Annotated in this window: 21 protein-coding genes and 1 pseudogene; 18 read left to right on the top strand and 4 right to left on the bottom strand. The window is 46.6% G+C overall.

Translation table 11 applies throughout. The features are described 5' to 3' along the window. The first annotated feature begins 13 nt into the window (after positions 1-13). From pyrB to A6D97_RS09615, 5 genes are all read left to right on the top strand, one after another. Positions 14-943: an aspartate carbamoyltransferase gene (gene pyrB / locus A6D97_RS09635; RefSeq protein ID WP_017062721.1), complete on the top strand. Its 930-nt coding sequence runs from the start codon at positions 14-16 to the stop codon at positions 941-943. Positions 944-958: 15 nt separating this feature from the next. Beyond that, positions 959-1,423, top strand: a complete 465-nt coding sequence (pyrI, locus tag A6D97_RS09630) for an aspartate carbamoyltransferase regulatory subunit (protein WP_017062720.1) — start codon at positions 959-961, stop codon at positions 1,421-1,423. Positions 1,424-1,750: 327 nt separating this feature from the next. Further along, positions 1,751-2,239, top strand: coding sequence for an arginine repressor (locus A6D97_RS09625; RefSeq protein ID WP_017063664.1), 489 nt, complete (start codon positions 1,751-1,753; stop codon positions 2,237-2,239). Positions 2,240-2,414: 175 nt separating this feature from the next. Next, positions 2,415-4,262, top strand: a complete 1,848-nt coding sequence (locus A6D97_RS09620) for a protein-disulfide reductase DsbD (RefSeq protein ID WP_065584283.1) — start codon at positions 2,415-2,417, stop codon at positions 4,260-4,262. Between the two features lie 212 nt (positions 4,263-4,474). Beyond that, positions 4,475-5,104 (top strand): response regulator transcription factor, encoded by a 630-nt coding sequence (locus tag A6D97_RS09615; RefSeq protein WP_017062717.1) that lies wholly within the window; start codon positions 4,475-4,477, stop codon positions 5,102-5,104. On the opposite strand, the pseudogene A6D97_RS09610 reads toward A6D97_RS09615, so the two are convergent. Further along, positions 5,101-6,851, bottom strand: a pseudogene (locus tag A6D97_RS09610) (potassium/proton antiporter). The gene A6D97_RS09615 and the pseudogene A6D97_RS09610 sit on opposite strands and share 4 nt — an antisense overlap. Before the next feature lie 448 nt (positions 6,852-7,299). Between A6D97_RS09610 and A6D97_RS09605 the strand changes: the two are divergent. The 4 genes from A6D97_RS09605 (at position 7,300) to A6D97_RS09590 (ending at position 11,265) form a co-directional block, all read left to right on the top strand. Continuing rightward, the gene (locus tag A6D97_RS09605; protein WP_010435433.1) at positions 7,300-7,566 is read left to right on the top strand and encodes a DUF4212 domain-containing protein; all 267 of its coding nucleotides are present in this window, start codon (positions 7,300-7,302) and stop codon (positions 7,564-7,566) included. 10 nt (positions 7,567-7,576) lie between these two features. Then, positions 7,577-9,280 (top strand): sodium:solute symporter family protein, encoded by a 1,704-nt coding sequence (locus tag A6D97_RS09600; RefSeq protein WP_017062715.1) that lies wholly within the window; start codon positions 7,577-7,579, stop codon positions 9,278-9,280. 200 nt (positions 9,281-9,480) lie between these two features. Next, a complete protein-coding gene (locus A6D97_RS09595; protein ID WP_017062714.1) occupies positions 9,481-9,867 on the top strand; it encodes a hypothetical protein in 387 nt (128 codons plus the stop codon). 12 nt (positions 9,868-9,879) lie between these two features. Next, positions 9,880-11,265: a class II fumarate hydratase gene (locus A6D97_RS09590; protein ID WP_017062713.1), complete on the top strand. Its 1,386-nt coding sequence runs from the start codon at positions 9,880-9,882 to the stop codon at positions 11,263-11,265. 117 nt (positions 11,266-11,382) lie between these two features. On the opposite strand, the gene A6D97_RS09585 is transcribed toward A6D97_RS09590, so the two are convergent. Continuing rightward, complete coding sequence (locus A6D97_RS09585; RefSeq protein ID WP_065584344.1) at positions 11,383-14,814, bottom strand: PAS domain-containing hybrid sensor histidine kinase/response regulator; 3,432 nt, start codon at positions 14,812-14,814, stop codon at positions 11,383-11,385. A 118-nt stretch (positions 14,815-14,932) separates the two neighbouring features. Beyond that, entirely contained in the window at positions 14,933-16,129 is a 1,197-nt protein-coding gene (locus A6D97_RS09580; protein WP_017062710.1) for a 3-phenylpropionate MFS transporter, read from the bottom strand. Positions 16,130-16,358: 229 nt separating this feature from the next. Between A6D97_RS09580 and A6D97_RS09575 the strand changes: the two genes are divergently transcribed. The 9 genes from A6D97_RS09575 (at position 16,359) to fis (ending at position 26,147) form a co-directional block, all read left to right on the top strand. Continuing rightward, the gene (locus A6D97_RS09575) at positions 16,359-18,191 is read left to right on the top strand and encodes a DUF294 nucleotidyltransferase-like domain-containing protein (RefSeq protein ID WP_065584282.1); all 1,833 of its coding nucleotides are present in this window, start codon (positions 16,359-16,361) and stop codon (positions 18,189-18,191) included. A 10-nt stretch (positions 18,192-18,201) separates the two neighbouring features. Beyond that, positions 18,202-18,834 (top strand): 3'-5' exonuclease, encoded by a 633-nt coding sequence (locus A6D97_RS09570; RefSeq protein ID WP_017062708.1) that lies wholly within the window; start codon positions 18,202-18,204, stop codon positions 18,832-18,834. Between the two features lie 218 nt (positions 18,835-19,052). Further along, positions 19,053-21,002, top strand: coding sequence for an acetate--CoA ligase (gene acs, locus A6D97_RS09565; RefSeq protein ID WP_009844693.1), 1,950 nt, complete (start codon positions 19,053-19,055; stop codon positions 21,000-21,002). 322 nt (positions 21,003-21,324) lie between these two features. Further along, entirely contained in the window at positions 21,325-21,774 is a 450-nt protein-coding gene (aroQ, locus tag A6D97_RS09560; RefSeq protein WP_010435475.1) for a type II 3-dehydroquinate dehydratase, read from the top strand. Positions 21,775-21,848: 74 nt separating this feature from the next. Continuing rightward, entirely contained in the window at positions 21,849-22,301 is a 453-nt protein-coding gene (accB, locus tag A6D97_RS09555; protein WP_017062707.1) for an acetyl-CoA carboxylase biotin carboxyl carrier protein, read from the top strand. Between the two features lie 15 nt (positions 22,302-22,316). After that, a complete protein-coding gene (gene accC, locus A6D97_RS09550; protein WP_017062706.1) occupies positions 22,317-23,660 on the top strand; it encodes an acetyl-CoA carboxylase biotin carboxylase subunit in 1,344 nt (447 codons plus the stop codon). Between the two features lie 170 nt (positions 23,661-23,830). Beyond that, positions 23,831-24,718: a 50S ribosomal protein L11 methyltransferase gene (gene prmA / locus A6D97_RS09545; protein WP_017055901.1), complete on the top strand. Its 888-nt coding sequence runs from the start codon at positions 23,831-23,833 to the stop codon at positions 24,716-24,718. Between the two features lie 140 nt (positions 24,719-24,858). Next, positions 24,859-25,827 (top strand): tRNA dihydrouridine synthase DusB, encoded by a 969-nt coding sequence (gene dusB, locus A6D97_RS09540; RefSeq protein ID WP_032546269.1) that lies wholly within the window; start codon positions 24,859-24,861, stop codon positions 25,825-25,827. 23 nt (positions 25,828-25,850) lie between these two features. Further along, positions 25,851-26,147 carry a DNA-binding transcriptional regulator Fis gene (gene fis, locus A6D97_RS09535; RefSeq protein WP_004729744.1) on the top strand — a complete coding sequence of 99 codons (297 nt, stop codon included), beginning with the start codon at positions 25,851-25,853 and terminating at the stop codon, positions 26,145-26,147. 88 nt (positions 26,148-26,235) lie between these two features. Here fis and zntR read toward each other — a convergent pair whose 3' ends face one another. Further along, positions 26,236-26,676 (bottom strand): Zn(2+)-responsive transcriptional regulator, encoded by a 441-nt coding sequence (gene zntR, locus A6D97_RS09530; RefSeq protein ID WP_017062704.1) that lies wholly within the window; start codon positions 26,674-26,676, stop codon positions 26,236-26,238. Positions 26,677-26,955: the final 279 nt, after the last annotated feature.

The following is a 26,955-nucleotide window of genomic DNA, read 5'->3' as shown; positions in this document are numbered from 1 at the left end:
AGGAAGACCCGTTATGGCGCATTCGTTATTTAACAAGCACATCATCTCCATACCTGAGCTCACTCGTAATGAACTGGAGCTTATCGTCGACACAGCAGCAAGACTCAAGGCCGAGCCAAACCCAGAGTTGCTGAAAAATAAAGTCGTTGCGAGCTGCTTCTTTGAGCCTTCAACTCGAACTCGCCTTTCATTTGAGACCGCCGTCCAGCGCCTTGGTGGCACGGTCATTGGCTTTGATAATGGCGGTAACACCTCACTGGCGAAGAAAGGCGAAACACTTGCCGATTCAGTGCAGGTTATTTCATCCTACGTCGATGCCTTTGTAATGCGTCACCCACAAGAAGGCGCAGCACGTTTAGCGTCTGAATTTTCTAACGGTGTGCCGGTAGTAAACGGCGGCGACGGTGCTAACCAGCACCCGACGCAAACCTTGCTGGACCTGTTCTCGATTTACGAAACACAAGGCACGCTCGATAACCTCAATGTGGCGTTCGTCGGCGACCTAAAATATGGCCGTACCGTGCACTCATTGACCCAAGCACTATCGAAATTCAATAACGTGCGTTTCTTCTTTATCGCGCCAGAAGTCTTAGAGATGCCAGATTACATCTGTGAAGAATTGGAAGAGATGGGCATCCAATACAGCACTCACAGCAGCATTGAAGAAGTCGTGCCGGAACTGGATGTTCTGTACATGACTCGCGTGCAGAAAGAGCGCTTTGATGCGTCGGAATACGCACACATGAAATCGGCTTACATCCTCACCGCCGATACATTGAAAGACGCTCGTCAAAACATGAAGGTACTTCACCCGCTGCCACGCGTCGACGAAATCACCACCGACGTTGATAAAACGCCACACGCTTACTACTTCGAACAAGCTGAAAACGGTGTATACGCTCGCGAAGCCCTATTGGCCCTAGTTCTTAACGACACTTTATAAGCAGGAGAAACAGTCATGGTTAAACAAACTCAGCTACAAGTAGAAGCGATCCGTAACGGCAGCGTGATTGACCACATCCCTGCTCACCTTGGTATCAAAATCCTTAAACTGTTTAAGCTACACAAGACAGAACAGCGCATCACTATGGGCTTAAACCTGCCATCATCAGCACTTGGCCATAAAGATCTAATCAAGATTGAGAACATCTTCCTGACCAAGGAACAAGCCAACCAATTGGCTCTTTATGCTCCGCAGGCAACGGTCAATCAGATTGAAGAGTATAAAGTGGTTAATAAGCTAACCCTTGTGCTGCCAGAGCAAATCCACAGTGTCTACTCTTGCCCGAATAGCAACTGTATTTCGCACGGTGAACCTGTCGAAAGCAGCTTTAAAGTGCAGCTAAAACAGGAAAACGTGCAGCTAAAATGTCACTACTGTGAAAAAGTATTCTCTCGCGAGATCATGAGTGAAATTCGCTAACCCTTAGCGCCATTATCACGGTCTCCAAAGCACCCTAATACCGATGGATATTTATGCCAAACTTGGAATAAATATCCATTCAACAAAAGAATAAAACTCCAAAATAAAAGCAATTAACTAGAATTTTATTTGGTGATCCCCTTCAAAAAGATAACTATCCTTTAGTGGTAGACTCAATGGGTAGACGATCATACATCACGCATACCTTCCCTCTTTATTTCGGGATTCATCGGTAAGCCCTATTTAACAATCGTACTCTACGGCTTTGGGAGTACACTCGGCGCTATGGACAAGCGATAACCACATGTTGACCTTAAGGAGTTGTTCATGAACCCAATCACTGAGCACGGTTGCTTGTATTCAGCTGAAGATAAAACACTGACTGCAGCGTGCAAACGCTTACTACAACAACAAAGCTTCTCGACCCAAAATCAACTGCGAGAGAAACTCGTCGATATTGGCTATACCGGTATCAGCCAATCGACCGTATCTCGTATTTTGTCACAGCTTGGTGTTGTCAAAATTCAGAATGCTTGCGGTAAAAAGGTTTACTGCATCACGGTTGAAAGTGCACCGGTTCGTGTCGATGCATCCATCTCATCGCAAATCGAATTCATCACTCATAACCAAGCGATGGTCATCGTAAAAACTCATCCAGGTTGTGCTCAATTAGTCGCAAGATTAGTCGATATCGACCCACATACTGAGATTATCGGCACCGTTGGCGGTAATGATACCGTGCTTATTATTCCAAAAGATACGATGAATATTGATGCTTGCGAACAAGTAGTAAAAGCACGCTTGGGTGTAGCTTAAATGTCTCTTTTACAAAGGCAAGTCACTCAAGTTGAATTGCAGCTCCCCACTCGATTACCCAATAAAATCGCTATCCCGCCTTAGGGGATATTTGTTTGCCGATGAAACTAATAGCAAACTATTACGGTCTGATTGAGTTAAGATACCTTCAACTCCATTTTGATGACTAAATAGTATGCGACGACTTGCCACATTACTTTTTGTTTTTGTTTCCCTATTCACCCAGCCTGCGTGGGCGCTATTTGGGAACGACAACGCCGAGCCAAGCTTCGGAGGCAATAACAATGGTTTTGTCCCTGTAGACCAAGCTTTCCCTTTCAATTACTACCAGCAAGACGACAAAGTCCTTCTCGACTGGCAAGTAAAAGAGGGCTACTACCTCTATCAACATAGCCTCTCGTTCACCGGGCAAAATCTCGCTATCGGTAATGTTGAATTAGAAGATGGTAAGCCGCACCAAGATGAATTCTTCGGTGAGGTGAGCATTTATACTCAGCCGTTATTCGTGCAAGTTCCTCTGCAGAGTTACCAAGATGGCTCACAGCTGATCGTTAAGTATCAAGGCTGTGCGGACGCAGGGTTCTGCTACCCACCAGAGACTCGTATCATCGACATTGAACCTTTCACAGCAACAGGTTCTGCTAATTCGCAAGGTAGTGACTCACAAGCTTCATCTTCTGCTGGCAACGAAACCGATGTTTCTACGCAACCAACATCTCCGAAAGCAGACGTTGTAAGTAACACGACTCAACAGCCAAATGCCCCTGTTTCAAAAGAAGCAGGCTTAGCCGATAAGCTCGGTGACAGTTGGTGGACCCCTCTATTATTCTTAGCACTCGGTGTTGGTTTAGCCTTTACACCGTGTGTGCTGCCTATGTATCCGATTCTAACGGGTATCGTTTTAGGTGGTGGCAAACTCAGCCAAGGTCGCGCGCTGATGCTGTCCTTTATTTACGTGCAAGGCATGGCGTTAACCTACACCTTATTAGGTTTAGTGGTTGCTTCAGCAGGCATGCAATTCCAAGCCGCTATGCAGCACCCTTACGTGCTGATCGCGCTGAGTGTTCTGTTCGTGGCGTTAGCAATGTCGATGTTTGGCGTTTATAACCTGCAACTGCCAAGCAGCATCCAAACTTGGCTCAACAACCAAAGCAACAAGCAGCAAGGTGGCAATACCTTGGGCGTATTCGCAATGGGCGCTATCTCTGGCTTGGTGTGTTCACCTTGTACCACGGCGCCATTGTCAGGCGCACTGCTGTATGTGGCTCAGAGTGGTGACCTATTTACCGGTGCAATTGCTCTGTACGCGTTGGCTATGGGTATGGGTATCCCACTGATTTTAGTGGCAGTGTTTGGTAATAAGCTATTGCCTAAAGCGGGCAGCTGGATGAACAAGGTGAAGATCGTATTCGGCTTTATCTTGCTTGCCGCGCCTATCTTCCTGCTAGAGCGCATCATTCCTGAGTTGTGGGCAACCGTGCTTTGGTCTGGCCTTGGCTTCATCGCCTTTGGTTGGCTTTACCACAGTAAGAATGCACTGCCATTTGGTGGCTGGAAGCAAAGCGCTGTGGGCATCATTGCGATGCTTGGCCTGTTCGCATCAGCTCAACCTGCGCTCAATTACTGGTTTGCAGAAAAGAGCGTGACGGTAGAACAACACATCCAATTTGCACGCATCAACACGGTTGAAGAACTAGAAATCCAGCTCATCGAAGCGAAGAAACTCGGTAAGCCTGTGATGCTCGACTTCTACGCCGATTGGTGTGTGGCATGTAAAGAATTCGAGAAGTACACCTTCCATCAAGCTGATGTGGAAAACAAGCTTTCTGACTTCGTACTGCTACAAGCCGATGTAACGAGAAACATGCCTCAAGACATTGAACTGCTTAAACAATTACAGGTACTTGGCTTACCTACGATTGAGTTCTGGGATGGTGAGGGTAACCATGTTCCAAATGCTCGTGTAACCGGTTTTATGCCTGCCGATGTATTCTTAAAACACATGCAAAACCACCAGCTATAACGGCAATATTCACTAAAATATAAGCCGAATCGAAAGCCGCACCGCCCCTCCGTAACGAGATGGCAGTGCGGCTTTTTTGCTATTCAGAGTAACGCTTTCTTATTCCGGGGATAAAAGTCGATATGGTTCAGACTTTTAATGCATAGATATTGTCCACATACTCAATCAGGATGATAATAAATATTAACTAAATTGTTAAAAGTATGAACGTCATGGACTCGACCTATACCATCATCATTGCTGATGACCACCCTCTCTTTCGCAACGCCCTGTTTCAGTCAGTTCATATGGCGATCAGTGGTGCGAACCTGCTTGAGGCCGATTCTCTCGATGCCTTACTGACTCTGCTAAAGAAAGAAGGCGAGCCGGATCTATTACTGCTCGATCTGAAAATGCCGGGCGCCAATGGCATGTCAGGCTTAATTCAACTGCGCGCTGAATACCCAGATCTACCGATTGTGGTGGTTTCTGCCAGTGAAGATGCCAGCGTGGTCACTCAGGTGAAGAGCCACGGTGCGTTTGGCTTTATTCCTAAGTCGAGTGATATGCGTGAGTTGGTGAGTGCACTGAATCAAGTGCTGAATGGCGACCCGTTCTTCCCTGAAGGGCTTATCACCAATAATGCAGCGTGTAGCGACCTTGCAGAAAAGATTTCCACACTGACGCCTCAGCAATACAAGGTATTAGGGATGCTTTCTGACGGCTTGCTTAACAAGCAAATCGCGTATGAATTGAATGTTTCGGAAGCGACCATCAAAGCACATATGACGGCCATCTTCCGTAAACTGGATGTGAAAAATCGTACTCAAGCGGTTATCTTGCTACAAGAAGTCCACAATTAAGCTTCACTGATATCCTCTTCTAAAGTCGTCTTAGGTAAACATAAACCCAACCTGACGACTTTATGATCATCTATCTCTGCAACCACCCAAGTGATGTCATGCCACTCAAAGCTATCACCCAATACAGAGTGTGCGCCAAGCTCTTGAGCAACCAATTGTTTTAGCGTCATTTCTCGCTCTTCTTCCGAGCCAAGTTCAATACCATAACAATCACTCACTGCCGCAACTGATAGCTCAACATCCAAGAAGAAGTCACCAAAGAATCGTGCCGCCTCTTCTGCTAGAGGCGCCTCACTGAACAACGAACTTAAGCTGTCCAAATCTTTGTCTTGACCAAGCACACATAAGATATCGTTCGCCTCTAACACGGTGCTGCCTGATGGGTGAAGCAAGGCATCCTTTCTAAACAGTGCAGTAATTCGCGTTCCTTCCGGCATAGACAAACGCTTTAGTGGTTCGCCGACACACCACTTCTCTTCTTTCAGCTTGTAGACAAACATCTCCCACTCACTAGCAGGGTAAATTTCAATGCCAGTACGAGAAATCGGTGTCGGCGTTGGAGGTAGCGTCACTTGAGCCAATCTCGCGACTTTCATCAAGCTGCCGCCTTGAACAATCAGCGACACCATAACCACGAAGAACGCGATGTTGAAGTAAAGCTGAGCATTAGGCAGGCCAGCCATCATCGGGAACACCGCCAGAATGATCGGTACCGCGCCGCGTAGACCGACCCAAGAAACAAACCAACGTTCCTTGGTGGTAAAGCTTCTGAACGGCAGCAAACCCAACCAAACCGACAGCGGACGAGCAAACAAAATCATACCGCAGGCCAGTGCCAGCGCAGGCAGAGCAATGTCCATCAACGTTGATGGCGTCACCAATAAACCCAATACCAAGAACATCACGATCTGGCTTAGCCACGTCATGCCATCAAGAACATTAAGAATCGAGTGTCGCGAGCGCGTCGGACGATTACCAATGAACAAGCCCACTAGGTAAATCGATAAGATGCCGCTGCCGCCAGCATGTTAGAGAACGCAAACAGAGCCACGCCCCCACTGAGTACCAGAATGGAATAAAGGCCATCAGCCAATTGTACTCGATTGATTAAGCTCCATAGAACCCAGCCGCCGCCAATACCAACAAGAGTACCGATACCAAACTGCATCGCAAAACTTTGCAGTAGGAAGTTCATTCCCATCTCAGCGTCAGGGTTACCTAACAGCGCAATTAAGGTCACCGTCAGGAAGACCGCCATTGGGTCGTTAGTGCCCGATTCGATCTCTAGGGTTGAGCCAACACGCTCATTGAGACTCTGTCCTTTCAGCAAAGAGAATACCGCTGCCGCATCGGTTGAACCAACAATCGCCCCGACCAAGATGCCCTGCATTAATGACAAGTCAAACAGCCAAGCCGCCATTAATCCGGTTAAGGTTGCTGTACATGCGACACCTATCGTCGCCAGCGAGAGCGAAGGCCAGAAAGCGACCTTGAAGCTCGCCACCTTGGTTCGCATACCGCCATCCAACAGAATCACGGCAAGCGCAAGGTTACTCACCAAGTAGGTCAGTGAGTAATCATCGAAATGAATATTACCGGGTCCATCTTCACCCGCTAACATACCAACGAATAAAAAGATCAAAAGAATCGGAACGCCCAATCGTGAGGACACTTGTGAGAAAAGCACACTGATGGCGATGAGCACCGCACCAGTTAAAAATAAGTGGTTGATAGTTATTGCGTCCAATTCGTTCCCCCAAAGAATAAAACTCAAGATATAAGCATGTTGATCTTCTGCCGCTAGCTTGTTGATCTTCTGCCGTTTAGCAAGGCACGGTCGGTGAAAGTGCCGTTGTTACTATAACAAACTTATGTTTCGCTTCGTGTCATAAGCAGGGCTAAATACCGTTTCTCGGTCATTTAGTTGTTAAATTTTATGACTCGCAGTCTAATTCATCCCTTTTTGTTAGACCTTTGGCTAATTTAACAACATTGTAACATCACATTTTTCTATGGTTATGTCTCCTAGCTCCCATATTTCAGTACATTAGCGCTAATACCATCCCGACTAAAGTTGCACAGATCCCTTGACTTATCCTTGCTACATTCTAAATCGTAACATTACGTTAACACGCTATTTTACAAAACGGTTTCACAAAAACAGTTTCTACGAAAACGGAATAAAGGAGAAGGCAATGGCGTTCGAATCTACGGAACATGCTCAAGCCTACTGGAAGGAAAACTTGGGAATTATGGGAACACTGCTCGCGGTCTGGTTTGCGGTGTCTTACGGCGCTGGCATCTTATTTGTGGATGCCCTCAATACCGTTCAGTTTGGCGGGTTCAAGCTAGGATTTTGGTTCGCTCAGCAAGGTTCGATATACACCTTCGTGGCGCTGATATTTATTTACGTTGTCCGCATGAATGCGCTCGACAAAAAATACAACGTACAGGAAGACTAGAGGCTAGAACATGGATATTCAAACTTGGACGTTTATTCTCGTCGGTATTACTTTCGCGGTATATATCGGCATCGCAATCTGGGCTCGTGCAGGGTCTACTAGTGAGTTCTACGTTGCTGGCGGTGGTGTACACCCAGTAGCAAACGGCATGGCGACCGCCGCTGACTGGATGTCGGCAGCATCATTCATCTCAATGGCAGGTATCATCTCATTCGTTGGTTACGACGGTGCGGTTTACCTAATGGGTTGGACAGGTGGTTATGTACTACTTGCGCTATGTTTAGCACCTTACCTACGTAAGTTCGGTCAGTTTACGGTTCCTGATTTCATCGGTGAGCGTTACTACTCGAAAACGGCACGTATGGTAGCGGTATTCTGTGCAATCTTCGTATCGTTTACGTACGTTGCAGGCCAGATGCGTGGTGTGGGCGTTGTATTCTCTCGTTTCCTAGAAGTTGATATTAACCTAGGCATCATCATTGGTATGGGTATTGTGTTCTTCTACGCAGTACTAGGTGGCATGAAAGGCATCACTTATACGCAGGTAGCTCAATTCTGTGTCCTCATTTTCGCCTTCCTTGTTCCAGCAATCTTTACCTCAATCATGATGACAGGTAACCCACTTCCACAAGTTGGTATGGGCTCTACGCTATCAGGCACAGATGTTTACCTTCTTGATAAACTGGATGGACTGACCGAAGAACTCGGATTTACCGCCTATACCGAAGGTAACAAGAGCATGGTAGATGTATTCTTCATCTGTGCGGCTCTAATGGTCGGTACTGCGGGTCTTCCACACGTAATCATTCGTTTCTTCACGGTACCAAAAGTACGTGATGCTCGTATCTCAGCGGGTTGGGCACTACTGTTCATCTCATTGCTATACACAACAGCACCAGGCGTTGCAGCATTCGCTCGTGTAAACATGATCGAAACAATCAACGGCCCTGACATGCAAGGTGTCGCTGCAGCGGACGCACCAAGCTGGTATAAAAACTGGGAAAGCACTGGCCTAGTAGGTTGGGAAGATAAGAACGGCGATGGCAAAATGTTCTACTCGGGCGATGAGCGCAACGAGATGAAGATTAACCGTGACATCATCGTACTGGCTTCTCCAGAGCTAGCGAAACTACCAAACTGGGTTGTAGCACTGCTTGCAGCCGGTGGCCTAGCAGCCGCACTATCAACAGCCGCGGGTCTACTATTGGTCATCTCAACGTCGATTTCACATGACTTGTTGAAGAAAGGCTTCAGACCAAACATGACCGACAAGCAGGAGCTGTTAGCCGCTCGTCTGGCAGCCATGGTCGCGATTGTCGGTGCCGGTTACTTAGGTATTAACCCACCAGGCTTTGTAGCACAGGTAGTAGCGTTTGCCTTCGGCTTAGCCGCAGCATCCTTCTTCCCAGCGATTATCCTAGGTATCTTCTACAAGAAGATGAACAAGGAAGGCGCAATTGCAGGTATGTTGTCAGGTATTGCCTTCACAGCAAGCTACATCATCTACTTCAAGTTCATTAACCCAGCAGCAAGCACACCTGAAAACTGGTGGTTTGGTATCAGCCCAGAAGGCATCGGTACGCTAGGTATGTGTCTAAACTTCGTAGTATCGATTGCTGTAAACAAAGTAACTGCTGAAGTACCACAAGATGTACAAGATATGGTTGAGAACATCCGTTACCCGAAAGGTGCAGGTGAAGCTCACGACCACTAAGCACGACCATTAAACAAAGATGTTTAGCAAAAAATGAATCAGTACTTACATTGTAGGGATTAGGTACTGACTCCAGAAAGCCGATACTTCGTGTATCGGCTTTTTCTTTTTCTGCTCACTTTATAAAAAGATAAACAAAGGGTTGTTTTTAAAATTTTATTTGATAATAATTATCATTAACATCCAATAAAGAGATGCAGATGATGATGAAAGAGCAGCAGGTTCTCTATTCGAGATTTTACAAAGCACAGGATCGCTTTGCTTCATTAGAACAAGTTCAAGGCCATGAGCCGTTTGTAATTCGAGAGTATATCGAGTGTGCACTGACGCTTTCGGCTTACTATGAAAAGCATGCCGCTCAAGAAAACATCTTGTTGTGCGAGCTGTATCTACGCCAAGTTTTCTTTCATTTGATTGAAGCGATTGAGTCTCCTCAGCGCAGTTTCGCCTTTCGTCATATCTGCCTAGACTCTATTCACTCACCACTATTTTATTTGAAGCGCCACTACTGCCAACAACCTCAAGGCCAAGCGCGTTTTTTGAATCTCAGCCAAACACTACAACAAGTCCAAGCCCCACTTGGCTAACAAGGATAGAACATGACCCTACAATTTCGGATTGAAAAAGACAGCATGGGCGAAGTGAAAGTCCCTGCCGATGCGCTATACCAAGCACAAACTCAGCGTGCAGCGGATAACTTCGCGTTTAGCTCTCACAAGATGCCGACCAGTTTTATTCAAGCACTGGCGTTAATTAAACAGGCAGCGGCAGATACCAATGCTCAGTTAGGTCTACTGGAAGGTGATATTGCCAACGCGATAGCCGAAGCCAGCCAAGAGATCATTGAGGGTAAACACCTCGATCAATTCCCTATCGATGTCTACCAAACCGGTTCAGGTACCAGTTCCAACATGAATGCCAATGAAGTGATTGCTACGCTTGCCTCAAGAAGCTTGCAAGGCGACGTGAACCCCAATGATCACGTCAACATGGGCCAAAGCAGTAACGATGTGGTGCCAACCGCAATTCAAGTGAGCGTTGCTTTGATGGCTGAAAATAAGCTATTACCTGCATTAACTCACCTTTCTGAAGCACTCACCATCAAACAACAGGAACTTGCGGAGGTCGTGAAGACCGGCCGCACTCATCTAATGGATGCGATGCCAATGACCTTTGCTCAAGAGCTAGGTGGTTGGAAATTTCAGATAGAACACGCTAAGCAAGCAATAGAGAACACCCTGCCCGCTATCAAGGCTTTAGCACAAGGTGGTACTGCGGTTGGAACAGGGATCAATGCTGACCCACGCTTTGCCGATAAGTTTGCGAGTAACCTGTCTCAATCGACAAAGATCAGTTTTAGCTCGAGTGAAAACTTCTTTTTTAGCCTCAGCAGTCAAGACGCGATCGTTGCGCTGTCAGGTCAGCTCAAAACGGCAGCAGTTGCGATCATGAAGATCTCAAACGATCTTCGCTGGATGAACTCTGGGCCGTTGGCTGGCTTAGGGGAAATTGAATTACAGGCTCTACAACCAGGCTCATCGATCATGCCTGGCAAGGTAAATCCTGTGATTCCAGAAGCTGCAGCTATGGCGGCGGCGCAAGTCATTGGCAACGACACCACCATTACCGTAGCCGGACAATCAGGTAACTTCCAACTTAATGTGATGCTGCCAGTGATTGCTCATAACGTGTTGGAAAGTATTGAGTTATTGGCAAACAGCTCAGTCGCTTTAGCGGACAAAGCCATCGCGACCTTCACGGTACGCCAAGACAATCTCGATTTGGCACTGTCAAAGAACCCAATCCTAGTGACCGCACTTAACCCTGTGATTGGCTACTTGAAGGCGGCTGATATTGCCAAGAAAGCTTACAAAGAAGGCTTACCAATTCTGGATGTCGCAGAAAGAGAAACCGATCTTAGCCGAGAAGAGCTCAGTAAACTGCTTGATCCAACCACACTGACACAAGGTGGCATTGCTGGTTAGTTATTGAATTAACAAGCGAATCGGCGTTCGCAAAAAAAACAGAGACAAAAAAGGCCTCATCTGAGGCCTTTTCACTATCCGCTCACGAACGTACTAATCCGAGCCTGTTAACCCAAACTAGCTCACTCGATTCAAGACCGCTCTTAACTTAAGTGGCTTCACTGGCTTGGCAATAAAGCGAAAGCTGTTGGCCTTTATCGCTGCCAACATGTCATCGGTTCTATCGGCACTAATGATGACCCCTTCAAAAGAGTCTCCGAGGCGCAAGCGACACTGCTGCAGGACTTCGAGACCCGTTCTGCCATTATCTAAACGGTAATCAGAGAAAATCACATCAGGTAGCCAACCCTCATCTAGGCACTGCAAGCTTTCGACCAAATCAACCGCCGTCTTAACCTCACAGCCCCAACGTCCGATCAGGTTTTCCATACCGACTAAGATTTCTCGTTCATTATCGACACACAATATCTTGAGATGTTCGATGTCGCTGGTCGCCATTGGCGTCGAAGCTTGCACAACTGGAGCCACTTTTTCCGCTCTAGCTAAGGTGATGGAAAAGACACTGCCTTGCCCCGGCCATGAGCGCATCGAAATTTGATGGCCAAGCACATGAGCAATACCTTTCGAGATAGCCAGCCCTAACCCCAATCCTTGATCGGCTCGTACTTGGCTGCCACGAGTAAACTCTTCAAAGATTTCTTGTTGCTTGTCTTCATCGATACCGGTTCCATTATCCCACACATCAATTCGAACCTGTCCATTCACTCTTCTCGCACCCAGTACCACTTTCCCTTCCGGGTTATAGCGGAACGCATTGGTCAAAAAGTTCTGAATCACACGCCTCAACAGCTTAGGGTCTGAATGAATGAACAATGACGACGGAATCATCTTAAACTCAATTTTCTGTTGTCTCGCTAGAGCGCTAAATTCCGCGTTCAAATTGGTTAATACGTCATGCACGGCAATCGCGTGAATGTTGGTTTCTAACTTTCCGGACTCCAATCGAGAGATATCCAGCAAGTCACCAATCAAATCTTCTGCGGCGCCAAGTGCACTCTCGATGTGAGATGACAATTGCTTCACCTCTTGCTCTTTTGCCACCTCAGACAGTGACGAAGCAAATAGACGTGCGGCATTGAGCGGCTGCATCAAATCGTGGCTTACCGCGGCTAGAAAACGACTCTTAGATTGTGATTCTTGATCCGAAATCTGCGTGGCTTTTACCAAGCGATGGTTCAGTTTTTCGAGTTCTTGAGTTCGCTCATGCACTCTCGATTCCAAACTTTCGTTGGCATCTTTTAGCGCTTGCTCTGCTTGTCGGAATACCGTGATGTCGGTAAAGCTCATCACAAAGCCACCACTTGGCATCGGGTTACCTTGCACTTCAATCACTCGACCATCAGGACGAATGCGAGAAGAGGTATGTCGAGTGCCTTGCTCCAAATGATAAACACGGCGACGCACATGATCTTCAGGGTCACCCGGACCACACAAACCTTGCTGAGCATTATGGCGAATCACATCGGAGATCGGCCTGCCCACTTGTATCAAACCAGCAGGGAACTCAAACAATTCTAGATAGCGCTGATTCCACGCCACCAGCCTCATTTGTTTGTCGATTACTGCGATGCCTTGGCCAATATGTTCAATCGCGCCTTGCAGTAAACCACGGCTGAAGTCGTACAGTTCCGAAGCTTCATCCACGATGGTCGCGACTTCTTCAAGCTGCATGTTTCTTCCCTGTAAAGCGGAAGTAAGTACTAACTTAGCAGACGAAGCACCGAATACTCCGGCGAGCACGCGCTCTGCGTGTCGAATAAGACTTGCAGGCGCTTGTTGATTAGGAAGCAGCGGCTGACCGTGTTGTTGCCAATAGCTGTGTAAGGCAGTTTTGGCACGCTTACGGCCTACAAAACGCGACGCCAGCATCTCTAATTCAGCGACCGTCACTCGGTTCTGGTAAAGGCTGATATTCTCGTTTTCAGGCAGCGGCGTGCCAACAAATGCTGCTGATTGTAAGCGCTCACTTAGGCTTGGGCGAGTCGTCATCGAAACCACGGCATAGCACAAGGTATTAAGTACAATACTCAGCACAATGCCCCAGTTTGAACTGCTGATATTCCAGCTACTGAGCAGTTCTGGCGGCGTGATAATCCACAGTAAAAGGTTACTTTCACTGTCGCCAGCCAACATGCTGGTTTGGCTCATCAAGGTAATCAGCCAAATCAACGAGCCCACCATTAAGCCGACATACACGCCCTTGCGGTTACCCGGGCGCCAGTACAAACCACCAATAAGTGCTGGCGCGAATTGAGCAATCGCAGCAAAGGAAAGAAAGCCAATCGCTGACAGTGAATGGATGGTATCGAGCGCCTGATAAAACAGCCAAGCACCCAGTAACAGCAGTAAAATTAGCCCGCGGCGAATCACCAATAGCAGGCCAGAAAAGTGTCGATGGGTTCTTTGAGTTAGGCGCATACGGCGCAGTAACAATGGCATCACTAAATCATTCGACACCATGATCGCCAAGGCGATGGTCGACACTATCACCATGCCACTTGCCGCAGACGTACCACCAAGGAAAGCCAGCAAGGCAATGTGATTAGCGCCTTCTGACATTGGCACACTGATCACATAGGTATCCGCTGGCATACCAGTAAGTAGTCCTTGTCCTGCCCAAGCAATTGGCAGCACGAACAGTCCCATCAAAATCAGGTAAAGCGGAAACAACCAACGAGCGGTATGCAGGTCTTGAGGACGTTCGTTCTCTACCACCATGGTATGGAACTGGCGTGGCAGACAGACAATCGCCAACATGGTCAAAACGGTATGAATAATTAAGGTCGGAATATTGGGTGATTCGTAGGTGGAAGCCGCCACATCAAGCAAGTCGATCTTGTCGCTGCTCATCGCCAGATACATGATGAATAGGCCAACGATCAGGAATGCCGCGAGCTTAACGATGGATTCAAACGCCACCGCCATCATCATGCCACGGTGATGCTCTGTGTTATCAATGTGTCTTGTACCAAACAGCATGGTGAAAATAGCCAAAGCACCGACCACAAACCAAGACACATGATAGTCCTGATAACCGAAGTCAGCCGCTAGGTTGGGTGCAACAATATCCAACCCCATGGTAATACCACGCAGTTGCAGAGCAATATAAGGAAGGATACCAACCACGGCGATAACCGTCACCGCCACCGCTAAGCCCTGAGATTTTCCGTAACGAGCCGCGATAAAGTCGGCAATGGAGGTGATATGTTCCCGCTTCGCAATCAGGATCAGCCGCGCCAAGATCCGCCAGCCTAGTGTAAAGACTAGAATCGGGGCGAGGTAAATGGGTAAAAAAGACCAAGGGTTGTTACTCGCCTGCCCGACCGTTCCATAGAAGGTCCAAGAGGTACAATACACGGCAATCGAAAGGCTATAGATCCACGGGCGCCAACGCGATAGCCAACGAACCTGCCTGTCTCCATACCAAGCGATCAGAAATAACACGCCCAAGTAGGCTAAAGAGACTGGAATTACTATCCATCCTTGCATTGAAAACCCTTTTTTCATCCATAAAAAAACCTCTCCATAAGGGAGAGGTTTCATTTAACTAAGGATGGGTGATTAACTCAATCGCATCGCTTAAATTCTGTGCTTTAGACTCTAATTATCAGCATTTGCTGTGAGATTCTGACTGTTCCGAATCTGATTGATTAATCTCAACCACTGAACTTCTTTCATCCAACTTAATGAACAGAGCAAGTGCACCCATAGCAGCCATACCCCAGAAGATATTTGCCCCCCAAAGCTCATAACCCCAACCACTTAAGGTGGTCATCAGTGCAATAAAGGCACCTAATGGAATCGCGTTATACAGAGCTTGTAGCGCAACCATCTTGTTTTGTTCTTCAGATTGGATGTATTGAATCGCGGCGATGTGTGCCATGGCAAAGGTCACGCCATGCAGTAGCTGCACCATAACCAGTGCGAAAATCGCTGTCGTTGATGCGGTAATACCCCAACGCGCCATCACCCCAATAGCCGCGACGACAAACAAAGTACGCAGTGACCAGCCTGAGAATAATCGCTTACTCAGAGCAAATACGGCCACTTCAGCAACAACACCTAAACTCCACAAATAACCGATGATAGCTTCTGAGTGACCCGCTTCTTTCCAATAAATCGCACTAAAACTGTAGTAAGCCGCATGACTACCTTGCAGCAGCGCCATCAAGGCTAAAAACTTTACCACTGACGACTCACGCAGCAGTTCACCTAGTTTTGGTCGCGCCGCTTGTTGCTCAGATTGCGTTACTGGCATCACATTGGGGTTTCTCATCGCAAGAATCAATGACAGCAACACACCGGCAAGCGCAGTATACAAAATCATGTCAGTGCCGAATTGTGCCACCAAATAGCCAACAACCGTTGAACCTGCGATAAAGGCAATTGATCCCCAAAGACGAGTTCGGCCGTAGTCGAGCATTTTCAAACGACTGTAATGGTTAGCCATCGCATCAGAAAGAGGAATGATCGGCCCACAACAGAGGTTAAACAGTACCGTTGCCAACAACATCAGTATAAAGCTGCCACCGGTGAAGAAGTGGAAACCGACAAACAGCAGCGCAGCGAAACTCAAACAGCGTAGCGCTGGCATCAAGTGTTCCACTTTATGGATACGCGGCGTAATCACTAAGTTGGCCACACAACGAGTCGCAAAGCCGATACCAATCAATACGCCAATATCACCAGCAGACACGCCTTGGTCTTCAAACCACAACGCCCAAAATGGCAAATACACGCCATACGCAAAAAAGAAACCAAGAAAATACTGAGAGATCCAGCCATAGGGTGAAGGGCTAAACATAAATGACCTATAAAGTGTGCGGAAAAAGGCAGCACCAATTATGCCTATCTCGCATACGATGAAAAAGGGAATTATTACTGGGATAGTATTCCCATATTCAATTAGTTTGAATATCGCATTTCAATGAAATATCTCACTCTCATCGATACCCATTCTCGCATTTAGACTAAAGTCGTCTGGAGCTTCGCTGGTAATTTGCCAGACTAAGTAAAGACTCCCAATTGTTTCGATGCTTATGCCTGATAAATTTAATATGCAGCACCCACCTTTCGATAGCCTGTCCGATACGGAGCAGTTAACACTGCGTTCGTCATTGGATGTGGTTTACTACCGAGCGCACGAGGTGATTTTGGAAGCTGACCGACCAAGTCGTCACCTGCATATTCTGATTAAAGGCGCAGTCGAAGAGCGGGCAAGCAGTGATGGTGAGATTTACGCACACTATGCCAATGACGATATTTTTGATGTCCGCAGCCAGTTTGAACCCCACACCAAACACCAATATATCGCACTCGAAGATACATTAAGTTATCTGCTGCCCACCGATATTTTTCTTGAGCTTTACCACGCCAATGGCCAATTCGCTGCCTACTTTGATAGCAACCTATCAACACGAAAAGCTTTGATAGAAGCCGCCCAGCAGCAACAGAATCTTGCCGAGTTTATATTAACCAAAGTGGATGACTCTATCTATCACCCACCACTGATACTTGAACCAAACCAACCGATCAACCAAGTCACTCAAACCCTTAAAGAACAAGGGTTAGACTCGGCCCTAGTCCATTTGGAACATAATGATCCAAAAGCTTTTGGATCATCATGTTCCTTGTCGTATGGAATCGTCACTCGAACCAATTTATTGCATGCTGTGATGCTCGATAATTTCACACTGGATGCGCCTGTCGGTGAGATCGCAACGTTTCCGGTGATGCACGTGAACCAAGGCGATTTCTTATTTAACGCCATGATTACCATGACCAGAAATCGAGTAAAAAGGTTGATGGTTTGTGATGGTAAAAATGCGGTCGGCATGGTGGATATGACACAGATTCTCAGTGCATTCTCCACACACTCCCACGTTCTTACTTTGCGTATTGCGCGCGCCACCAGCGTTGAAGAATTGGCAATGGCATCCAACAAACAACGTCAACTGGTCGAGAGCTTGCTCAGTAATGGGATTCGCACACGCTTTATCATGGAGCTGATTTCTGCGGTCAACGAACAGATCATAGAGAAGGCTTTTGAGTTGGTGATCCCACCTGCACTGCATAATCATTGCTGCCTAATCGTGTTGGGTTCTGAGGGGCGTGGAGAGCAAATTCTCAAAACCGATCAAGACAACGCTCTGATTATTCAAGATGGTTTGGAATGGCATCAATGCCAAAGTGCCATGAACGACCTCACCCATACCCTTCAACAATTGGGTTACCCACTGTGCCCGGGCAACGTAATGGTCAACAATCCGAAATGGGTGCATTCAGAACAAAAGTGGAAACAAACCCTCACCCATTGGGTAAAAAAAGCCACGCCAGACACCGTGATGGATATCGCGATCATGGCAGATGCACACGCAGTAGCGGGGAATAGAGAGTTATTAAAACCTGTAAAGCAGCACCTCAGTGATTTAATGCTCGGACAAGAATTGATTCTGACGGAGTTCTGCCGCCCGGCGCTGAACTTCTCAGTTCCCCTGACCCTGTTTGGTAATGTGAAGCAATCTAAGTCCGGACTCGATATCAAACAAGGCGGTATTTTCCCTATCGTGCATGGTGTGAGAGCGCTTTGCCTAGAACATGGTGTCACGGTCAACAACACCTTCGAACGCATTGAGCAGCTGGTCAGCAAGAAAGTATTAGAGCAAAGTACTGCCGATAATCTCAGTGAAGCACTCAAGCAATTCTTTAAGTGGCGCTTAGCCCAAAGGCTTTCTCAGCAGCACAGCAGCAACAAGATTAACGTCAAACTGATGGAACGAGCAGACAGGGATCTGCTTCGTCATAGCCTGCACGTGGTGAAGAAATTCAAGCAATGGCTCGGCTACCACTATCAGATACGGGATTAGGCATTGAACGATGAATAGGTTGGTTCGCTATTACTGGCATCACAAGCTCAAAGGCTCCCTCTATCAGCCTCTGTTTACCGCGCCTATTGATCATGAATATGTATCGCTCGATTGTGAAACCACCAGCCTAGATCCCAATCAGGCAGAATTAGTTACCATTGCCGCGACCAAGATCATCGGTAACCGAATCATTACCAGCCAACCTTTTGAAGTCCGGTTGCGCGCCCCCCAATCGCTCGATTGCAATTCAATAAAAATCCACCGTATCCGTCATCAAGATCTAAAGCACGGCATCGAAGAAAAACAGGCTTTAATCGAGCTACTGAACTTCATTGGAAATCGTCCTTTAGTCGGCTATCACATCCGCTATGATAAAAAAATTCTCGACCGCGCCTGTTTAAAACAGCTTGGATTTCCACTGCCTAACCGATTAGTCGAAGTGAGCCAACTCTATCAAGACAAACTCGAAAGACAGCTGCCCAATGCCTATTTTGATCTCAGTATGGACGCCATCTGTCGCCAACTCGATTTACCTATCCCGGTCAATAAACATGATGCATTACAAGACGCTATCTCCGCTGCGCTGATCTTTGTGCGCCTGAAACATGGTGACCTTCCCCGTTTCAACTCTTCTTATTCTTAATTCAACCACTGGCGCTTCACATAGAGAGCAACATCTCAAAATTGAACTTAACTCGCTATTTTGTAAGTGAAAAGCAGCGTCTCATCCTAAAGTCTAATTGTGGAAATCGCCGTCCTAGCCGAGAGTGATAACACAAAGACGGTTCTGTAATAGACCTAGAAACTGAACACAAAGGAAGTTGCCAGTTCATTAGGAATGTAGGCACAAGGAGAGATGCAATGAGTGAAGCCCACGTTTATCCGGTAAAAGAAAATATTAAATCAACCACACACGCGGATAATGACACTTACCTAGCCATGTACCAGCAATCTGTTTCTGACCCTGAAGGCTTTTGGGGTGAACACGGAAAAATCGTTGATTGGATCAAACCTTTCACACAAGTAAAAAACACCTCTTTCGACCCTGGCCACATTGATATTCGCTGGTTTGAAGATGGCACGCTTAACGTTTCGGCTAACTGTATCGACCGCCACCTTGCTGAGCGCGGTGATGAAGTCGCTATCATCTGGGAAGGCGATGACCCGGCAGATGATAAAACTCTAACTTTTAATGAACTGCATAAAGAAGTGTGCCTGTTTTCGAATGCTCTAAAAGAGCAAGGCGTGCGCAAAGGTGATGTGGTTTGTTTATACATGCCAATGGTGCCAGAAGCGGCAGTAGCCATGCTGGCGTGTACCCGTATCGGTGCGGTTCACACAGTCGTATTTGGTGGTTTCTCACCAGAAGCACTGTCTGGTCGTATTATCGATTCAAATTCTAAAGTCGTTATCACTGCCGATGAAGGCGTGCGTGGCGGCCGTGCTGTTCCACTGAAAAAGAATGTCGATGAAGCACTGACGAACCCTGAAGTGAAAAACATCGAGAAGGTTGTTGTATTCAAACGCACTGGCGGTGATGTGGCATGGCACGAACATCGCGATGTGTGGTGGCACGATGCTATTGCTAATGTATCTGCAGATTGCCCACCAGAAGAGATGAACGCAGAAGATCCACTATTCATCCTTTATACGTCAGGCTCAACAGGTAAACCTAAAGGCGTTATGCACACCACAGGTGGCTACCTTGTTTATGCTGCGATGACCTTCAAATACGTATTCGATTACCAAGAAGGCGAGACTTTCTGGTGTACAGCCGATGTGGGTTGGATTACCGGTCACACATATCTTGTTTACGGACCGCTTGCTAATGGCGCAAAAACGATTCTGTTTGAAGGCGTGCCAAATTACCCGAACACCAGCCGCATGAGCGAAGTGGTCGATAAGCACCAAGTTAATATTCTTTATACGGCGCCAACGGCTATTCGTGCATTGATGGCGAAAGGCAATGAAGCCGTTGAAGGTACTTCTCGTGACAGCCTAAGAATCATGGGCTCAGTGGGTGAACCTATCAACCCAGAGGCGTGGGAGTGGTACTACAAAACAATCGGTAATGAGCAATCTCCAATTGTTGATACATGGTGGCAAACAGAAACGGGCGGTATCTTGATTGCACCGCTACCAGGCGCAACAGACCTGAAACCGGGCTCTGCAACTCGTCCATTCTTCGGTGTGCAACCGGCACTGGTTGATAACATGGGTAACATCATTGAGGGTGCAACAGACGGCAACCTAGTGATTCTTGACTCTTGGCCAGGCCAAATGCGTACCGTTCATGGCGATCATGACCGCTTCGAACAGACTTACTTCTCGACCTTTAAAGGCATGTACTTCACCAGTGACGGCGCTCGTCGTGATGAAGACGGTTACTACTGGATTACGGGGCGTGTCGATGATGTACTTAACGTATCAGGTCACCGTATGGGTACTGCTGAGATTGAATCGGCTCTAGTCGCGTTCGATAAGATTGCAGAAGCCGCGATTGTGGGCATCCCTCATGATATTAAAGGCCAAGCGATTTACGCTTACATCACGCTGAATGATGGTGAGTTCCCAACCGCAGAGCTTCATAAAGAAGTAAAAGACTGGGTACGTAAAGAGATTGGCCCAATTGCAACGCCAGATGTACTGCACTGGACCGACTCTCTACCAAAAACTCGTTCGGGTAAAATCATGCGTCGTATCCTGCGTAAAATCGCGACTGGCGATACAGGTAACCTAGGTGATACCTCGACACTGGCCGACCCAAGTGTGGTTGATAAGCTGATTGCCGAGAAAGCAGAACTGGCATAAGCAACCAGTCACAGCAGCTAATCACTGTTTAAAACAGCACTTTCTAAACCGTCACCTATGTGGCGGTTTTTTTATGGCTGATCTTGATCTCAAATATCCCGCCCCAAATTAAGGCTAAGACGCTTTTTTGTTAAGTTGGTAACAATTCCAAGCTGTATCAATAGGAGATTAGACCAGTAAATTGCTGCGATTTGCGCTGAATTAGCTATAATCTGGTTCTAATTTTTAAATTTGGGTTTTTCTCACTGGAAATTAACCGCAAATTTTCAATAAAATGGCAACATTCACGTTCGTAAACACGATAAAGGAAGATAGCCCCACGATGTCTACAAAGTTTCGCATTCTAGTTTTAAATGGCCCAAACCTTAACCTGTTAGGCCTTAGAGAGCCCGCACACTACGGTTCTCAAACACTTGACCAGATTATTAGCTCACTGACCGAGCAAGCGAAAGCACACGATGTTGAGCTATCTCACTTACAGTCAAATCGTGAGTACGAACTGATTGAAGCTATCCATAGTGCTTATCAAAATGTTGATTTTATTATTATCAACCCAGCAGCCTTTACACATACCAGTGTGGCACTGCGTGATGCACTACTTGGCGTTGCCATACCATTTATTGAGGTTCATCTATCGAATGTTCACGCGCGTGAACCATTCCGTCACCACTCTTACCTATCTGATAAAGCAGAAGGTGTGATTTGTGGCTTAGGTGCCCAAGGTTATCAATTTGCTTTGACCGCTGCGCTCAGCAAGCTCAACTCAAAGTAAACATAAACAACGAACTATTACTAACCTACTCAGTCATAGAGTAAGTTCAATTAACAGATAAAGAGAAAGAAACAATGGATATTCGCAAAATCAAAAAGCTAATCGAATTGGTTGAAGAGTCTGGTATTTCTGAGCTAGAAATCTCTGAAGGTGAAGAGTCAGTACGAATCAGTCGTAACAGCACTGCACCTGTAGCACCTGTTCAATATGCAGCTGCTCCAGCACCTGTAGCGGCAGCAGCTCCTGCGGCGGCACCTGTAGCAGCAGAAGCAGCAGCTCCTGCAGTTCCAGCTGGTCACCAAGTTCTTTCTCCAATGGTTGGTACTTTCTACGGCGCTCCAAGCCCAGACGCAAAACCATTCGTTAAAGTTGGTCAATCTGTAACTGCTGGCGAAACGCTATGTATCGTTGAAGCAATGAAAATGATGAACCAAATCGAAGCTGATAAATCTGGTGTTGTAACAGCTATCCTAGTTGAAGACGGTCAACCAGTAGAATTCGACCAAGCTCTAGTAATTATCGAATAATAGAGAGCACTCATTATGTTAGATAAATTAGTAATCGCGAACCGTGGTGAGATTGCACTACGTATTCTGCGTGCATGTAAAGAGCTTGGCATTAAAACGGTAGCGGTTCACTCAACTGCTGACCGTGATCTTAAGCACGTACTGCTTGCAGACGAAACCATTTGTATCGGTCCAGCTCGTGGTATCGATAGCTACCTAAACATCCCTCGTATCATCAGCGCAGCTGAAGTTACAGGTGCAGTAGCTGTTCACCCTGGCTACGGCTTCCTATCTGAAAATGCAGACTTTGCAGAACAGGTAGAGCGCAGTGGCTTTATCTTCGTTGGCCCTAAAGCTGAAACCATTCGCATGATGGGTGACAAAGTGTCAGCTATCACGTCAATGAAGAAAGCTGGCGTACCTTGTGTACCAGGTTCTGACGGCCCTCTTGACGACGACGAAGCAAAAAACAAAGCGCACGCTAAACGCATTGGCTTCCCAGTTATCATCAAGGCATCTGGCGGCGGCGGCGGTCGTGGTATGCGTGTTGTTCGTTCTGAAGCAGAATTAACTGAAGCTATCGCGATGACTCGTGCTGAAGCAAAAGCATGTTTCAACAACGACATGGTTTACATGGAGAAATTCCTAGAAAACCCACGTCACATTGAAGTACAGGTGCTTGCAGATGGCCAAGGTAATGCTATCCACCTAGGTGAGCGTGACTGTTCAATGCAACGTCGTCACCAGAAAGTTGTGGAAGAAGCGCCAGCTCCAGGTATCACTGAAGAGATGCGTAAGTACATTGGCGAACGTTGTACTCGTGCATGTATTGAGATCGGTTACCGCGGTGCAGGTACATTTGAATTCCTATACGAGAACGGTGAATTCTACTTCATCGAAATGAACACTCGTATCCAGGTTGAACACACGATTACTGAAATGGTAACGGGTATCGACCTAGTGAAAGAACAGCTACGTATTGCAGCTGGTCAGCCTCTATCATTCACTCAGGATGACATTAAGCTGCGTGGCCACTCAATCGAATGTCGTATCAATGCTGAAGATCCAGTTCGTTTCCTACCTTCACCAGGTAAGATTGAACGTTTCCACGCACCAGGCGGCATGGGCGTACGTTGGGAATCTCACATCTACACGGGTTACACAGTGCCACCACACTACGATTCAATGATTGGTAAGCTGATCACTTACGGTGAGAACCGTGATGTTGCTATCGCTCGTATGAAGAACGCATTGGGTGAAATGATTGTTGAAGGTATTAACGTTAATACTGAGCTTCAACTGTCTATTATGAACGACGAAAACTTCCAACACGGTGGTGCAAACATCCACTACCTTGAGAAGAAACTTGGTTTGTCATAATCCGTTCGTTTAAGAACAGTCAAAATGCTCACTTCGGTGAGCATTTTTGTTTTTGAACCGCCGAAAAAATCAATCTTTAATCCCCATTATATTCCGTGGGGTTTTGGTGAATTTGCTCATATTTTCTGCTAGACTCGCCATCCAATTTTTCTCATATAGAAGATGCAGCCATGCCTTGGATTCAAATCAAGCTTAATGCTACCAATGAAAATGCCGAACAAATCGGCGACATGTTAATGGAAGAGACTGGTGCTCTTTCTGTAACTTTCCTGGATGCACAAGATACCCCTGTATTTGAGCCTCTGCCAGGCGAAACTCGCCTTTGGGGTGATACTGACATTCTCGCGCTTTACGACGCTGAGACTGATACTGGTGTCGTTCTAGCGCAGATTAAAGCAAGCAACATGTTCCCTGCAGACTTTGCTCATAAAGTAGAGCAAATTGAAGACAAGGATTGGGAGCGTGAATGGATGGACAACTTCCACCCAATGAAGTTTGGTGAGCGTTTATGGATCTGCCCTAGCTGGCGCGATATCCCTGAACCTGACGCTGTTAACGTAATGCTAGACCCTGGCCTTGCATTTGGTACAGGTACTCACCCGACAACGGCATTGTGTCTTGAGTGGCTTGAAGGCTTAGACCTTGCAGGCAAAACCGTGATCGACTTCGGTTGTGGCTCAGGCATCCTAGCGATCGCTGCGATCAAACTAGGCGCAGCAAAAGTTATCGGGATCGACATTGATCCTCAAGCTCTGCTTGCATCAAAAGACAACGCACAACGCAATGGCGTTGCTGAGCAACTAGAGGTGTTCTTGCCACAAGATCAACCGGAAGGTTTGCTAGCAGACGTTGTTGTTGCCAACATTCTTGCGGGTCCATTACGCGACCTTTCTGGCATCATCAAGGGCCTAGTTAAGCCAAATGGTGTACTTGCGATGTCGGGTGTTTTAGATACACAAGCAGAAGATGTTGCCACTTATTATCGTGATGAGCTTCACATTGATCCGATCATCGAACAACAAGAATGGTGTCGAATCTCAGGTCGCAAGCAAGGCTAGACAAGACTTTGGGCGCTAATTGACTGAAATTTAAACAAATTACAAAAACAAATTGTAAATGCTCAAATATTAGTCTTTTCACGCAGCGAAAAAATGCGTAAAATGCGCGCCCTTGCTGGTACAGAACTGTGATGACATTTTTGAAAATCGGAAATTATCAACTTAAGAACAATCTAATCGTCGCTCCTATGGCTGGCGTAACGGATAGACCATTCCGTGAGTTGTGTCTTCGCTACGGTGCGGGGATGGCAGTCAGTGAAATGATGTCCTCCAATCCGAAAGTTTGGAAAACGTCAAAGTCTCAGCAGCGAATGGTACATGAAGGCGAATCGGGCATTCGTTCAGTACAAATCGCTGGTGCAGATCCACAGCTTATGGCCGAGGCTGCTCAATTTAATGTCGATAACGGTGCGCAAATCATCGATATCAACATGGGTTGTCCAGCCAAAAAAGTGAATAAGAAGCTTGCGGGCTCAGCCTTACTGCAGCATCCAGAACTCATTGAAGACATTCTGAAAGCGGTGGTAAATGCTGTCGACGTTCCAGTAACGTTGAAAACGCGCACAGGCTGGGATACAGACAATAGAAACTGTGTCCAAATCGCGAAAATAGCCGAAGACTGCGGCATACAAGCTCTTGCGCTCCATGGAAGAACTCGCGCTTGTATGTACAAAGGTGAGGCAGAATACAAACACATTAAAGCAGCGAAACAAGCAGTATCTATTCCGGTTATCGCTAACGGTGATATCGATAGTCCGGAAAAAGCGAAGTTTGTGCTGGAGTACACCGGCGCTGATGCTTTAATGATAGGTCGACCTGCCCAAGGACGTCCTTGGATTTTTAACGAAATCCTACACTATTTGGAAAACGGCACCACGATGGACCCACTCCCGATTTCGGAAGTGAAAGACATCATGCTTGGTCATGTGCACGCTCTACATGAATTTTATGGAGAGTTTTTAGGCCCTCGCATCGCTCGTAAGCATGTGGGTTGGTATCTAAAAGAACATGAACAAGCGAGTGAGTTTCGCCGTACCTTCAACGCATTCGAAGCAGGTGATCTGCAGCTTGAAGCGCTAGAAGGTTTTTTTGATAACGTTGCACCATAATTACGAGAAGAGCTAGACCGAATATGTTCGAACAAAATCTGACTTCAGAAGCATTGACAGTAACTACAGTTACATCACAAGACCAAATCACGCAGAAGCCACTACGTGACTCAGTTAAAGCATCATTGAAAAATTACCTTGCTCAATTAAACGGTCAAGAAGTCAGCGAGTTATACGAATTAGTATTAGCTGAAGTTGAACAGCCACTACTAGACACTATCATGCAGTACACTCGCGGTAACCAAACTCGCGCAGCAACCATGATGGGTATTAACCGCGGTACTCTTCGCAAGAAACTTAAAAAATACGGCATGAACTAATCGTTCTTTCGTAATTTATTGAATTGAAAGCCAAGCTCATTGTTGAGTTTGGCTTTTTTTTGGCTTGTCGATCCGTGATAGTCGCTGATTACTCTCCAGTGCGACAGCAGCGACCTTTGTCGACGTTTGCTGAGTCCAAGGCTGCTAGAATCGAACAATGGCTTGCATCATCGTCTACGTGACCACAACACGCATCATTAATCTTTTTAAGTGCGGTGCGAATCTTAGTTAACTCGGTAATCTTCTCATCAATCATCTCTAGCTTTGCTGAGGTAATCGACTTCACTTCAGCGCAACTGTGCTGTGTGGCCTCGAGGCGAATCTCAAGCAATTCTTTAATCTCGTCCAAACTCAGCCCCAACGCTTTAGATTTGAGAATAAACGTCACCTGTTTCTGGTTATTTTCATCATATAGGCGATAACCCGAGTCACTGCGACTGGCTGGCGCGATCAGGTTATTCTTCTCATAAAATCGCAAGGTATCGGCTGTCACACCGCATCGCTTCGCTAATTCACCGATCTGAAACATGTTTTTTCCTACTGTTTCGTCCATTCCACAATTAACCTTATCGTTACTTTTCAGGCTGAAATGGCACTTTTCATAATTAATTTTGAGATGCCAAACGATTGCGCGAGCTTTTTTGTAATAAATTAGTTAGAATCTGCGCCATCAAATTTGGAGTTGGTTATCTTATAGCTTAATCATAAGACTAACCCAAAAGGTCTTTACCAAAACTGGCCAATATTTTATCTCTTACTGGTATCTAAGATAATCCACGCTAAGAAGATAGAAACAAGTTCTTTTTTG

The organism is Vibrio sp. ZF57 (genome assembly GCF_001691235.1).
Taxonomy (GTDB): Bacteria; Pseudomonadota; Gammaproteobacteria; order Enterobacterales; family Vibrionaceae; genus Vibrio; species Vibrio crassostreae_C.
The sequence above is the reverse complement of the archived record's forward strand: the minus strand, read 5'-3'. Positions and strand labels throughout refer to the sequence as shown.